The organism is Mycolicibacterium arcueilense, from assembly GCF_058536225.1.
The window spans coordinates 148,503-160,444 of record NZ_JBZTYL010000011.1 but is presented as its reverse complement, the minus strand read 5'-3'; the positions used below and the strand labels follow the sequence as shown (position 1 = coordinate 160,444).

Here is an 11,942-nt window from a genome sequence, read left to right as displayed (position 1 = left end):
CGAATCGACTGTGCGGATGAGCCTGCTGCGGTCCAGTGCCTTTCACCCGGGTTGGCCCGGTCCGATCGGTCCGCTGCGGGTGCAGGCGGGTGTGGTGCGGCTACGTCCGGTGCGGCTGCGCGACGCCGCGGTGTGGAGCCGGATCCGGCTGGCCGACCAGGCCCACCTGGAGCCCTGGGAGCCGGTGAGCGGCGTGGATTGGCATGTTCGCCACGGTGTTTCGTCGTGGCCGGCAATCTGCTCGGGTTTGCGCAGTGAGGCCCGGCGCGGGCGGATGCTGCCGTATGTGATCGAGCTCGATGGGGAGTTCGCCGGCCAGCTCACGATCGGCAATGTCACCCACGGCGCGCTGCGATCAGCCTGGATCGGTTACTGGGTGGCCAGTGACAAGACCGGCGGCGGGGTGGCGACCGGAGCGCTGGCGCTGGGGCTCGACCACTGCTTCACCGGGGTGCAGTTGCACCGGGTTGAGGCCACGGTGCGGCCCGAGAACGCCGCGAGCCGGGCTGTGCTGGCCCGGGTGGGGTTCCGCGAGGAGGGCCTGTTGCGTCGCTATCTGGAGGTCGACGGCGCCTGGCGGGACCACCTTCTGGTGGCGGTCACGTTGGAGGAGCTGAAACATTCGGCGTCTCAAGCCCTGGTGTCGGCCGGTCGGGCCAGTTGGTGCTGAGCCGGCCGGGTAGGTCCGGGTTGCGGCGCGCCGTGTCGAAACTGCATCCAGGGTCGTGATTTCGCCGGATTCACAGCCCCGGAAGCCATCTCAGCGAAATGGGGATCGCCGACTGTTACCAATGTGACACGTGTGACTAGTGGTGCTTGTATCGAATGAATTACAGGTGTGTAATTGTGTCGGCGCGCCACCCATGGATGCGCTGGTCACAGACCTAGCCTGAAGGGGAAAGGAGCAGGCGTCATGCCAAGCATCCCCCAGTCACTGCTGTGGATTTCCCTTGTCGTTCTCTGGCTTTTCGTTTTGGTCCCGATGTTGATCAGCAAGCGCGACTCGGTGCGTCGCACCAGTGACGTCGCCCTGGCGACGCGAGTTCTCAACAGTGGCCGCAACGCACAGCGCTTACGACGCGGCCCGGCCGCCGGGCATCACAGCGATCCGCACTGGAAACACACGGCCGACCACCTCGACGAGAACCTCGATGACGACTTCGAGGAAGACGAAGAGCCGGCCGAAGTGCGCGTGCACGCCACCGTGCAGCGCACCGTGGTGGTGGCCGCCGTGAGCGTCGAGACCCCCGAACCCGATTATCTGGATGTCGACGTCGTCGACGAGGATTCCGGCGCACTGCCGGTCGGTGCGATGGCCGAGGCTGCCGAACCCGCGGAAGCCGCCGAGCCCGAACTCGAGTTGGAATTCGAGACGCAGCCTGAAGCGGAAGCCGAGCCGGAGCCCGTAGCCGAAGCGGAGCCCGAGCCCGTCGCGGTCGAGGAGCCTGTCGAGGAGTTCGACGCTGTCGAATCCGAGGCCCAAACCGAGCGCATCGCAGTGGATCTCGATGAGGGTGAGGCTCCCCAGGATCGCGAGCACGTCCAGGAGGACGAGGATTCGGCGGATCTCGCCGACGAGTACGAGTACGTCGACGATACGTCGGGCCTGGAACCCGAGGCCGAGGACGAACCGGTCGACGAGGAATCGGCCGAGACGCCCGCCGCATCGCTGAGTGCGCCCCGGCAGCGCCGGTTCGAGTCCAAGACCGCCGCGGAGGTCAGTGCGCGCAAGTTCCGGTTCCGCAAGCGCGTGCTCGCGGTGCTGGCCGCCACGATGCTGTTCTCGGCGGGTGCTGCCTTCCTGGTGACGCCGTCGGCCTGGTGGGTGTGTGGCGGTGCCGGCACGGTGACCGTGCTGTACCTGGCCTATCTGCGCCGTCAGACCCGTATCGAGGAGCAGCTGCGGCGTCGTCGTGCGCAACGGATGGCGCGGTCCCGGCTGGGCGTGGAGAGCACCGACGACCACAAGCTCGACGTGGTGCCGGCGCGGCTGCGTAGGCCCGGCGCGGTGGTGCTCGACATCGACGACGAGGATCCGATCTTCGAGCACCTGGCCTACGCGTCGTATGGGGCGATGTCGCGCGAATACGATCTACCGCGGGCTTCCGGGCAGTAGGCCGGCCGGTTTCCGGTTCCGGGCCGACGGCTGGTAGCCTTTCGTTCCGGTATCAGGGGCTATAGCGCAGTTGGTAGCGCGTCTCGTTCGCATCGAGAAGGTCAGGGGTTCGATTCCCCTTAGCTCCACTCTCAAATGGCAGGTCAGGCAACTGATCTGCCATTTCTGGTTTGTGGACGCAGTTCCTTCAACCCCTTCGCCTGGTCGCTCGGTGCTGAGGTCAAAGTCTTTCTCGAACACCCCCGCGTACGTGTCCCAGCGGCACTTCAAGACCAATCCAGCCTGATCGACAGCGTCCCGGCCTACTAAACGGACATGCTGTAGAAGATCGTATGATCTAGGTGTCTGTTGGCTTGCCTGAGCTGGGTGAATGATCCCGATCGTTGACGTTCAGATGGTACTGGTCATACGGTTGTGGAGAATATGTCGGTTGGGGTCCGATGTGGGCCTTGCGGGAAGGCAGGGAATGCCGATGAACGTCAACAGCGTGGCTCCCAACGTCTTCGAAGCGAGGCTCCCAACCCTGAGCTACGGACTCGACGCCACTCCGCACGACATCCTCGACGATGTCCGACGGGCACAGGCACGTGCGCCTATCGCGATCGGGCCCCTCGGCCCGGAAATCCTGTCCTACGAACTGGCTCGCGACATACTGCGTGACAACAGATTCCGCCTCCCGCCCGGCATCACTCTGGCGGCCCAGGGCATCACATCCGGTCCGTTGTTCGACAAGATGATGGGCAGCCTCCTGGGCTTGGACGGTGCACCCCATGTGCGGTTACGCAAGCTGGTTTCCAAAGCCTTCACTCCTCGCGCGACGTCACGCCTCCAAGACACGATCCACGAAGTGGTGAATGAGCTGATCGATCGAGTGGTGGACGCCGGGCAGTGCGACGTCGTGACCGATATCGCGCGTCCCTACCCCACGCCGATCATGTGCGCGCTGCTCGGTGCGCCTCGCGCAGATTGGCAGTTGTTCGCGGACTGGACTGAGGAGGTTTTCAAAGCCCTCAACTTTCAGCCGGACGCCAACTTCGACGAGTCCGCGATCATGCGTGCCTGGGGCGAACTCGACGACTACGTCGACGGCATGGTTGCCGCCCGCCGGGACAATCTGACCGATGATCTGCTGTCCGAGCTCATTCGCGCTGAAAGCGACGGCGACCGGCTGAATCTCGACGAGCTCCGCATGCTGGTGGCCGGCTTCTTGATGGCGGGAACAGACACGACGCGAAACCAGCTGGCGGCATCGGTTCAGGTGCTCTGCGAGCACCCGGACCAATGGGCGAAGCTGCGCGACCATCCGGAACTTGCGATGCAGGCGGTCGAGGAGAGCATGCGCCACTCGCCAGCGGCTTGTATCGTGCCGCGCGCGGCCGTCGAAGATGTCGAGTTCGGTGGCTATCTGTTCCCGGCGGGCACCTTCGTGCTCGCGAACACCTTTGCGGCCAATCGAGATCCGGCCATCTATGACGATGCTGACCGCTTCGACATCGCGCGCAACGGTGTTCCCGCGATTCTGACGTTCGGCGGTGGCGCGCACTACTGCCTGGGAGCGAACCTCGCGCGTCGGGAACTGGCGGAAGCACTCACCGTCCTCACCCGTCGACTTCCCGCCACCCATCGTGTCGGGCCGGCACCGTGGAAGTCCCTGTTGGGAATGACCGGTCCCACAACTCTTCCGATCGAATTCACGAGTGACCGGCTGGTGGCCGCGGATGCGTAGTCGCGGCTGGGCGGGTTCGACGCCCTCATCGGACGAGGAAGCCATTTCACGCATCCTGACTGCGGTAGATGAGGAGATTGCGGAGCGTGGAGCCGGGATACGCCTTGCCGACGTGGCCCGCAGACTCGGTGTCACCCGCCAGACGGTGTACCGCTATTTTCCCAATGCCGACGCGTTGCTCATCGCCAGCGCAATGCGTGCCGTCAACGGATTCATCGACCAAGTCGCGGATCAGGTCAGCGGCGTCAACGACCCGGTCACTGCAGTGGTCGAAAGCGTTTCATTTGGAATCGAGACCCTCTCCGGTGATCCGCAGCTGGAGAATCTGCTGAGTCGACGAGACAACGGCGCGGCAGTGACCTCGCTGACCTCCGATACGGCAATCGCGTTCTGCTTGTCCGTTTTCCATCGCTTCGATGTCGATTGGACGCTGCACGGATTCGACGACGACGCTCTCCGCGAACTTGCCGAGATGACTCTGCGCACAGTGCAATCCATGCTGACAGATCCCGGTCAGGTGCCGCGCGGGGGAGTTGCATTGCGCCGCTTCGTTGCTCGCTGGCTGGGCCCGGCAATCCTCTATCCACGATGGATGTCGCTGCCGATCTACGCACACGAGCGTTAGCGCCGCACCCGCGCCCGCAGGTCGATCGGCAGATCGTCGGCCGGCATCGGCCCGGTGCCCCAGGTCAGCTGGGGTCGGTAGTCGTCAGGCACGCTCCACTCGAAGCGACGCAGCATCTGATGCATGGTGGTCTTGACGGTCATGTCGGCGAACTGCTGGCCGATGCACTTGTGTGCCCCGCCGCCGAAAGGCGCGAACACGTAGCGGCTCACTGCGGATCGGGATGCGGCGTTGTTCACGAACCGCTCCGGATTGAAGGTGTCCGGATCGGGCCACCAGTCGGAAAGCCGCATGGAGGCATAGACATTGATGGCCACCTGCGTTTTGCGTGGGACGAAGTGTCCGAGGATCTCGGTGTCGCGAACCGTTTGGCGGAATAGTGCGCCGGCCGGCGCGTACATCCGGAGGATCTCCTTGAAGGCGGCGTCGAGCAGGGGATAGGCGTCGAGGTCGAGAACGGTCGGGGTGTCGTTCGGGTTACCGAGGGCCTCTTCGCGAAGCGCGTCCTGCCAATGCCGGTTTCGGCCCAGTTCGTAGGTCAACATGGACAGCGCGATGGCAGTGGTGTCGTGTGCGGCCATCAGCAGGAAGATCATATGGTTCACGATGTCGGCCTGGGTGAACCGGGCGCCGTCCTCGTCCTCGCTGCGGCACAACATCGAGAACAGGTCGGTGCCGTCGCCGCGCTGGCGGTCGGGAACCTGCGCGGCGAAGTAGCGCTCGAGCCGCTCCCTGGCGCGTAGCCCCCTGGCCCACACACCGCCGGGCACGTCCGCCCGCACCAGTGCCTGCCCGCCGCGGACCGTGTCGTGGAAATCGGCCGACAACTGGTCGGATTCGGGACCGAGGTGCGTGCCGACGAACACCTCCGCGGCCTGTTCGAGCAGAAGGTGCTTGATGGACGGGTAGAACGGAAAGTTCTGTGTCGAGGGCCAATTGCGAAGCGTGCGATCGATACTGGGCCGCATCAGTTCCAGGTAGCCGTCCAACGCACTGCGGGTGAAGGCCTGCTGCATGATGCGGCGGTGGTCGCGGTGCTCGTCGAAGTCGAGCAACATGATTCCGCGGTGGAAGAACGGTCCGATGACCGGCGCCCAGCCGCGGGTGCTGGAGAACACCTTGTCTCGGTTGACCCATGCGGTTTCCAAGGCGTCAGGGCCCATGAGGCCGACGACGCGAAATCCGACACCGCCGGCCCACGACACCGGCCCATAGCGCTCGTACCGGTCGCGCGCGAAGGACAGTGGGTCAGCCAGCGTGCTCAACACATGGCCGAGGAACGGGAAGCCGTAGTTGCCCATCACCGGCTTGAGGTTCGACCCGGGCGGTGGCGTGGCCAGTGGGCGGTCACCGCTCGGAAATCGTGAGGTGACGGCCGCGCCGAAGGCTTGGACGCGGTGCTTGTTCACCGGGGAGGTGAGGCAGGTGGCCAAGGTCGTCATCGGTTGATCCGATTCAGATAGTCGCGACGACGGCCTTCGTCGAAATGGCCGGGCGGCTCGTTTCGGGTGGCGAGTCGTTTGAGCAGTTGCATCACCGGTTCGGGGGTGGCTTCTTCCAGTAGTCCGAACGGCGACAACCATTTCGGGACGGTGACCTCGCGTCCCGGGCTTCGTGCGCTGTCGGCGATGACGGTTCCGATCTGCTCGGGCCGGCGGGTGGGTAGAAGATCGAGCGTGACCCCTGCGGTCAGGTCGGTGTGGACTGCGGTAGGCATGACCGTAGTGATGGTGACGTCGGTGTGGGCGATTTCGGCGCGGACGGCCCGCGACAATGCCGCTACCGCGTACTTCGTCGCGCAGTACACCGACATTCCGGGAGTCGTCACCTTGGCCGCCATCGACGCGACGTTCACGATGTGGCCGTGATTGCGGTCGAGCATGCCGGGAAGGAATTCGTGCATGCCGTTGACGACGCCGGTCAGATTGACGGCGATCTCTCGGTGGTATGCCAGGAGTTTCTGTTCCACGAAGGGGCCCATGTGCTGAATGCCGGCATTGTTCACCAACATCGCCACCGGTCCGTCAGCGGATGCCGTGCGGTGAAACGCCGCCACACTTTTCTCGTCGGTGACGTCGAGATGTGCGGCGTTGGCACCGATCTCGTGCGCAGTGCGGGCGGCCTCGTCGGCGTCGACGTCACCTATCCACACCGTTGAACCCCGCTGAACGAGAGCTTCCGCGGTGGCGCGGCCGATGCCGCGGGCACCTCCGGTGACGCACGCGACGGCTCCGGCGAGGTCGATCATCGACCTGCACTTTCGTCGGTGAACTCGCGCAGCGCGAAGTACGCGATGAGGCGAATTTCGCCGCTGGACATTTTCAGCAGGGCTCGCCCGAGGTAGAGGCCGGGTAGCAGCTCCACGACTTCGTCGCGGGTCCGCTTGATCGGGAACGTGCGAACGCTCGGGTTGCGAAACTCAGCCGGGCTGTAGTCCAGCGCACGCACTTTGAGGTACGGCGGGATGGCTGCGGTGTCGATGCCGTGGGTGAATTCGAATCCCACCATCTCGGCTCCGGCCCGGCGGAGTCCGCGATACAGGGGTGCGATGACCCGCATGGCGTACTTGGCCAACGGGGAAAGGCGGTTGAAACCCGTGTCGGTGTCGAAGGTCTTTCCGCGCCAGGTCGGGTCGATCTTCAATAGCGGATTGGCCAGATAGGCCTCGGGGATGCCGAACAGGCTGCCGACGATCAGCCCTTCCAACGCTCCGTGGGGTCCTTCGGGTGTCTGCCCGCGTTCGAAAAGTGCGGCGAGCTGGTCGCGGCGCCCTGACCTGCCGAGGGTCTGCAGGTAGTCCCAGCCCTGGTGGCGCGCCAGCACGGGTGAGGTCAGTGACAACTCTCGTAGGTCGTCCAAGACCGACACCTTGGTCAGGTCCGTTGTGCGGTCGGCGCCGTGCGCCTGGGTTTCTGCGGTGGCCATGGGCGCCTCTCTCGACTATCTGGTACGGAATCGTGCCTAATATCTGGTACGGAACCGTGCCAGAATGTCGGAGTGGTGTCAACGACCAATCGCGCATACGGCGGTCAATCGGCCGATGATCGGCGCCGGCAACGGCGCGGGCGCCTGCTGGATGCAGCGATGGACCTGATGGCGCAAAACGACTGGCGGGGCGTGACGGTCGAGAAGATTTGTGCCGCAGCCGGTCTCAACAAGCGGTACTTCTACGAGAGCTTCACCGATATCGACGGCTTGTCGGCTGCGGTCGTCGACGACATCGCCGACGAGGTGCGCAGCGCCACGGTGGCAGCAGCGGACGCGGCCGCGGAACAGCCACTGGAGGTCCAGGCCCTGGCGAGCGTGACTGCCGCAGTGCGGGCACTCGTGGACGACCCGCGTCGCGCCCGTGTCCTACTCGGGGGTGTCGCGGCGTCTCCCGAGCTCGATGCGCACCGCACGACGGTCATGCACCGGCTCACCGATGTGCTCATCGACCACGGCCGCACCGTGCACGGCGTCGAGTTGGAGAAGGACCCATTGGCCAAGGTGGCACCGGCGTTCATCGTCGGCGGTACCGCCGACGCCATCCTTGAATTCGTCAACGGGGGCGTCGATCTGTCCCTCGACGACTTCATCGCCCAGCTCGCGACGCTCTGGCTGATCACCGGGAACGGAGCGGCGCAGGTGGCACGTGGCCGGATTTCTCCGGCGTAGTGCCCCGGCGGAGTCACTTCACGTGCTTGTCGAACCATTCGATCGGAACCTCGGGGTGCACGCCGAAGTAGTTATAGCCGTCGAATCGGCGGTCGGTTCCGGTGATCCAGTGCAGGGCCTTCTCCTCGACGGGGATGGCGTCGAAGATGTCCTGCACATCCTGTGGTCGTGTCATGGTGTCATCGTGAACCTGGGCCACCAGCGTCGGCACCGTCACGGCCTTCACGTGCTCCAGAGGTGACTGCTCGGCCAGATGGAACCCGGTGCGCTCGTGGACGGCCCTGTCGAACTTCGCGTAACCGTCCTCCATGCCGATGCCCTTGACGAACTCCTCCACGATGTAGTTACCGGATACAGGCTGCAGCATGACCATGGCCTGGATCTCGGAGAACTCTTCCGGGTGCTTCGACCACGCGACGGCGGTGGAATCCGCACCGAGGCACACCGACAGCAGCATCTTCTTCATGCCCTTCGTATCGGGCCTGGCTGCGGCGTAGCGCAACGATCCGATGACGTCGCGGTACTCGGTCAGGCCGATACTGGCGATGCCGCCGTTTCCCTGCCCGCTCATCCCGTGGTTGCGGATGTCGTAGGCCAGGACGTTGTAGCCCGCGTCGTGCAGGGCCTTGTACTCCGGCAGGAAGCTCACCTCGAAACCGCCCAGGCCGCCGAACTCGGGCAGGTGACCCGGGTAGCCGTACCGATTTCCGGGCAGGAAGTGGTTGTGGATGATCAGCCGGTCCGAATCCGCGGGGATGAACCAGCCCTCAAGCGGCACACCGTCCATCGACGGGAACACCACATCCTCGTACTGCAGGCCCACCTCGTCGGGGCGACGTAACACGGGTGCGCGACGGCCGGCCGTCGTACCGGTGGTCCACAACTCGACGAATCCGTCGAATGCTTCCTGTGCGGCGTTGTTGTCGGGCATCTCGGGACCTCGTTTCCGTTGGACGAATCTGTCTGTATCCCGACGCTATGGGCTTGTTGAAGCACTAGGGGAGACGCTGCCTATAGGGGGTATTGGCAACCCCTCCCTACGTCCACCGACTTTCCCTACTGTTGGGGTGTGGACATCGCAAAGGACAGCCGTTCCTGATGACCCGGCGCGCCAAGATCGCACCCGAGCAGGTCGGGCTGGCCCCTGGTGTGCGACGCCGGGTCGCCGGCCTGCGGCGTGAGGAGACCGCGCAACTCGCCGGGGTGAGTACCGAGTACTACACCCAGATTGAGCGCGGCAATGTCGCCGGCGTATCCGATGAAGTGCTGCAGGCGATCAGCAGGGCTTTGCGCCTCTCCGATGACGAGACGGTTCACTTCTTCGACCTCGTCCGCGCCGCCGCGGGCACGCGCACACCGACGCGGAACAAGCGCGCTGCGGTCAAGAAGCTGCCCGAGGGCGTTCAGGCTCTGATGGACGGTATGGCACGCTCCCCGGCCATCGTGATGGACGGAAATCTCGACATCCTGGCCGCGAACCCGCTGGGGCAACTGCTGTATTCACCCCTGTATGACAGGGCGGTCGGGCGACCCAATTTCGCCCGGTTCATTTTCCTCGATTCGTCTGCTGCACAGGTGTTCCCGGAATGGGAGCGCAGCGCGGACGAAGCGGTTGCCTTGTTGCAGGCCGAGGCTGCCCGGGATCCCCACTCGGCGGCCATCACGCAGATAGTCGGAGAACTCGCCACCCAGAGCATCGAGTTCCGCACCCGCTGGGCGGCCCACAATGTGACCGCCCACCGGCATGGCGTCAAGAAGTTCGGACATCCCGAGTTCGGTGATCTCACGCTCACCTACAACGTTTTCGACGTTGCGGCGGCGCCGGGGCTGTCGCTCGTCGGCTACACCGCGGAGCCGAATACGCCGTCCGCGCAAGCGCTGAGCATCATGGCGAGTTGGAGCGCGCCTAGCCCGACGCGAAAGTGACATCGGTGAGTTCTTCCGACACCGTCCATAGCCGGGACGCGGCATCGTTGTCGCGCAGCGGTTTCCAGAGCTTCTGTTCACCGGGAGGGCCGCCGACGTGGCCCGGCCATTGGGGTCCGTAGAACGCGCTGTCCTTGGCGTCTGGCGAAGCGGCGGCCATCAGTGCGGGCAGTTGCGCGCTGTCCACGGTCCCCACGATGAGACCTCGGGCGGAGAGCCTGCGGATCAGTCGCACCCCCAAGGTGTCCTTGGCGCGCCCGACTTCCGGGCGCGCCGCCAGCAGGTTGGTCGGTGCGACACCGGGATGAGCGATATTGCTGGTGATCCCCCAGCCCGCGGCAATGCTGCGACGGCTGAGCTCAAGTCCGAACAACCCGACCGCGATCTTGGACTGCCGGTAGGCCGCCATGCCGTCGTAGGAATGATCCCAATTCAGGTCATCCCAGTTGATGGCGCCGCTGCGGGCGGCGACGCTGGTCTGGGACGTCACCCGGGCGCGCCCGGCTCTGAGTAGAGGCAAGAGGTGGGCGGTGAGGGCGAAGTGCCCCAGATGGTTCGTGCCGAACTGCAATTCGAATCCGTCGGCGGTGGACTGCCGGTCAGGCGGGGTCATCACGCCGGCGTTGTTGACGAGCACGTGGATTGGAGCGCCCTCCGCGCACAGTTTGCGACCGAGTACGCCCACCGAGGCCAAGGAGGACAGGTCGAGGTCCTCCAGCGACAGTTTCGCCTGCGGATACTGCGTGCGGATCGTGGCGACGGCGGCCTCGCCCTTGCGGGTATTCCGGACCGGCATGATCACCTCGGCACCCGCAGCGGCGAGTCGTGCTGCGATTCCGAGGCCGATGCCGTCGCTCGCACCGGTCACCACGGCTCGCTTTCCGGACAGGTCGTCGATCGTGATGTCGTAATCGATTGGCATGTGCTCGAGAGTGCCCACCGGACTCCGTCGTATCCACGGTCTGACGATCCGTGGTTAGGCGATCGGGTTCGGGGAGAAAATGGCAGCCATGATCGATCGAGCGGCACTGGCGGAGTTCCTCGTCCGCCGGCGTGGGGCGTTGCAGCCGGAGGACGTCGGACTCCCGCGTGGACAACGCCGCCGTACGCAGGGGTTGCGCCGGGAGGAAGTTGCCGGGCTGTGTCACATGTCGACGGACTACTACTCGCGCCTGGAACAGGAACGCGGCCCACAGCCCTCGGAGCAGATGATCGCCTCGATAGCGCAAGGACTGCACCTGTCCCTAGACGAGCGCGACCACCTCTTCCGCCTCGCCGGACATCAACCGCCGGTCCGTGGGTCGAGCAGCGATCACATCAGCCCGGGGATGCTGCGGATCTTCGACCGGCTCACCGACACGCCCGCCGAGATCGTCACCGAACTGGGGGAGACGCTGCGGCAGACGCCGCTCGGTATCGCTCTGGTCGGCGACCTGTGCCGATATGCCGGCCCGGCGCGCAGCATCGGGTACCGGTGGTTCACCGATCCGTCCGCGCGCGACATCTACCCGCGCGAAGACCATGAGTTCTACTCGCGGATGTATGTCTCCGGGCTCAGAGGAGTGCTTGCGCTGCGGGGGCCGGGGTCCGCGGCGGCTCGATTCGCCGAGTTGCTGACCGCGCAGAGCGAGGAGTTCCGGGTTCTCTGGGATCAGCACGAGGTGGGTATCAGACCGCGAGAAGTCAAGCGCTATCGGCATCCTGACGTCGGGAGCCTTGAGCTCAACTGCCAGATCCTGCTGGACCCCGATCAGTCCCACACACTCCTGGTCTACACCGCTGCGCCGGGCAGCGAGAGTTACGAGAAGCTACAGGTGCTCTCGGTGATCGGCGCGCCGTCTGTGTGATTCGTCCACACAGTCGAGTACTCGACCCGCCCTGGTTAGGATGGG

12 protein-coding genes and 1 tRNA gene are annotated in these 11,942 nt (G+C 65.0%); 8 read left to right on the top strand and 5 right to left on the bottom strand.

Features of this window, described 5'->3' with window-relative positions; genetic code table 11:
• The first annotated feature begins 16 nt into the window (after positions 1-16).
• From AC4LGL_RS17365 to AC4LGL_RS17345, 5 genes are all read left to right on the top strand, one after another.
• Positions 17-670 (top strand): GNAT family N-acetyltransferase, encoded by a 654-nt coding sequence (locus tag AC4LGL_RS17365; protein WP_055117033.1) that lies wholly within the window; start codon positions 17-19, stop codon positions 668-670.
• 243 nt (positions 671-913) lie between these two features.
• On the top strand, positions 914-2,116 hold the full coding sequence (gene sepX / locus AC4LGL_RS17360; RefSeq protein ID WP_491839850.1) for a divisome protein SepX/GlpR: 1,203 nt from the start codon (positions 914-916) through the stop codon (positions 2,114-2,116).
• 55 nt (positions 2,117-2,171) lie between these two features.
• Positions 2,172-2,244: transfer RNA gene (locus tag AC4LGL_RS17355), tRNA-Ala, on the top strand.
• A gap of 344 nt (positions 2,245-2,588) precedes the next feature.
• The gene (locus AC4LGL_RS17350) at positions 2,589-3,842 is read left to right on the top strand and encodes a cytochrome P450 (RefSeq protein WP_491839849.1); all 1,254 of its coding nucleotides are present in this window, start codon (positions 2,589-2,591) and stop codon (positions 3,840-3,842) included.
• Complete coding sequence (locus AC4LGL_RS17345; RefSeq protein ID WP_491839934.1) at positions 3,835-4,467, top strand: TetR/AcrR family transcriptional regulator; 633 nt, start codon at positions 3,835-3,837, stop codon at positions 4,465-4,467. Before AC4LGL_RS17350 ends, AC4LGL_RS17345 begins: the two co-directional genes overlap by 8 nt.
• Here the strand turns inward: AC4LGL_RS17345 and AC4LGL_RS17340 are convergent.
• The 3 genes from AC4LGL_RS17340 to AC4LGL_RS17330 are packed head-to-tail and all read right to left on the bottom strand — an operon-like array spanning position 4,464 to position 7,392.
• Entirely contained in the window at positions 4,464-5,909 is a 1,446-nt protein-coding gene (locus AC4LGL_RS17340; protein WP_491839848.1) for a cytochrome P450, read from the bottom strand. The genes AC4LGL_RS17345 and AC4LGL_RS17340 overlap by 4 nt on opposite strands.
• A complete protein-coding gene (locus AC4LGL_RS17335; protein WP_491839847.1) occupies positions 5,906-6,715 on the bottom strand; it encodes an SDR family NAD(P)-dependent oxidoreductase in 810 nt (269 codons plus the stop codon). The genes AC4LGL_RS17340 and AC4LGL_RS17335 overlap by 4 nt, the downstream gene beginning before the upstream one ends.
• Complete coding sequence (locus AC4LGL_RS17330) at positions 6,712-7,392, bottom strand: hypothetical protein (protein ID WP_491839846.1); 681 nt, start codon at positions 7,390-7,392, stop codon at positions 6,712-6,714. Before AC4LGL_RS17330 ends, AC4LGL_RS17335 begins: the two co-directional genes overlap by 4 nt.
• A gap of 72 nt (positions 7,393-7,464) precedes the next feature.
• On the opposite strand from AC4LGL_RS17330, the gene AC4LGL_RS17325 reads away from it, so the two are divergent.
• Positions 7,465-8,124, top strand: a complete 660-nt coding sequence (locus AC4LGL_RS17325; protein ID WP_491839845.1) for a TetR/AcrR family transcriptional regulator — start codon at positions 7,465-7,467, stop codon at positions 8,122-8,124.
• A 13-nt stretch (positions 8,125-8,137) separates the two neighbouring features.
• Here AC4LGL_RS17325 and AC4LGL_RS17320 read toward each other — a convergent pair whose 3' ends face one another.
• Complete coding sequence (locus tag AC4LGL_RS17320) at positions 8,138-9,055, bottom strand: alpha/beta hydrolase family protein (protein ID WP_491839844.1); 918 nt, start codon at positions 9,053-9,055, stop codon at positions 8,138-8,140.
• 167 nt (positions 9,056-9,222) lie between these two features.
• Here AC4LGL_RS17320 and AC4LGL_RS17315 point away from each other — a divergent pair, with 167 nt between their 5' ends.
• Positions 9,223-10,050, top strand: a complete 828-nt coding sequence (locus AC4LGL_RS17315; RefSeq protein WP_491839843.1) for a helix-turn-helix domain-containing protein — start codon at positions 9,223-9,225, stop codon at positions 10,048-10,050.
• Here the strand turns inward: AC4LGL_RS17315 and AC4LGL_RS17310 are convergent.
• A complete protein-coding gene (locus AC4LGL_RS17310; RefSeq protein ID WP_491839842.1) occupies positions 10,031-10,972 on the bottom strand; it encodes an SDR family oxidoreductase in 942 nt (313 codons plus the stop codon). The genes AC4LGL_RS17315 and AC4LGL_RS17310 overlap by 20 nt on opposite strands.
• An 88-nt stretch (positions 10,973-11,060) precedes the next feature.
• On the opposite strand from AC4LGL_RS17310, the gene AC4LGL_RS17305 reads away from it, so the two are divergent.
• Complete coding sequence (locus AC4LGL_RS17305; RefSeq protein WP_491839841.1) at positions 11,061-11,897, top strand: helix-turn-helix transcriptional regulator; 837 nt, start codon at positions 11,061-11,063, stop codon at positions 11,895-11,897.
• The last annotated feature ends 45 nt before the right edge of the window (positions 11,898-11,942 follow it).

Excerpts from the sequence above, each read along its gene's own strand:
- AC4LGL_RS17350 (WP_491839849.1), top strand. The coding sequence starts at position 2,589 with ATGAACGTCAACAGCGTGGCTCCCAACGTCTTCGAAGCGAGGCTCCCA.
- AC4LGL_RS17365 (WP_055117033.1), top strand. The coding sequence starts at position 17 with ATGAGCCTGCTGCGGTCCAGTGCCTTTCACCCGGGTTGGCCCGGTCCG.
- AC4LGL_RS17335 (WP_491839847.1), bottom strand. The coding sequence starts at position 6,715 with ATGATCGACCTCGCCGGAGCCGTCGCGTGCGTCACCGGAGGTGCCCGC.
- AC4LGL_RS17340 (WP_491839848.1), bottom strand. The coding sequence starts at position 5,909 with ATGACGACCTTGGCCACCTGCCTCACCTCCCCGGTGAACAAGCACCGC.
- AC4LGL_RS17320 (WP_491839844.1), bottom strand. The coding sequence starts at position 9,055 with ATGCCCGACAACAACGCCGCACAGGAAGCATTCGACGGATTCGTCGAG.
- AC4LGL_RS17345 (WP_491839934.1), top strand. The coding sequence starts at position 3,835 with ATGCGTAGTCGCGGCTGGGCGGGTTCGACGCCCTCATCGGACGAGGAA.
- sepX (WP_491839850.1), top strand. The coding sequence starts at position 914 with ATGCCAAGCATCCCCCAGTCACTGCTGTGGATTTCCCTTGTCGTTCTC.
- AC4LGL_RS17315 (WP_491839843.1), top strand. The coding sequence starts at position 9,223 with ATGACCCGGCGCGCCAAGATCGCACCCGAGCAGGTCGGGCTGGCCCCT.
- AC4LGL_RS17330 (WP_491839846.1), bottom strand. The coding sequence starts at position 7,392 with ATGGCCACCGCAGAAACCCAGGCGCACGGCGCCGACCGCACAACGGAC.
- AC4LGL_RS17305 (WP_491839841.1), top strand. The coding sequence starts at position 11,061 with ATGATCGATCGAGCGGCACTGGCGGAGTTCCTCGTCCGCCGGCGTGGG.
- AC4LGL_RS17310 (WP_491839842.1), bottom strand. The coding sequence starts at position 10,972 with ATGCCAATCGATTACGACATCACGATCGACGACCTGTCCGGAAAGCGA.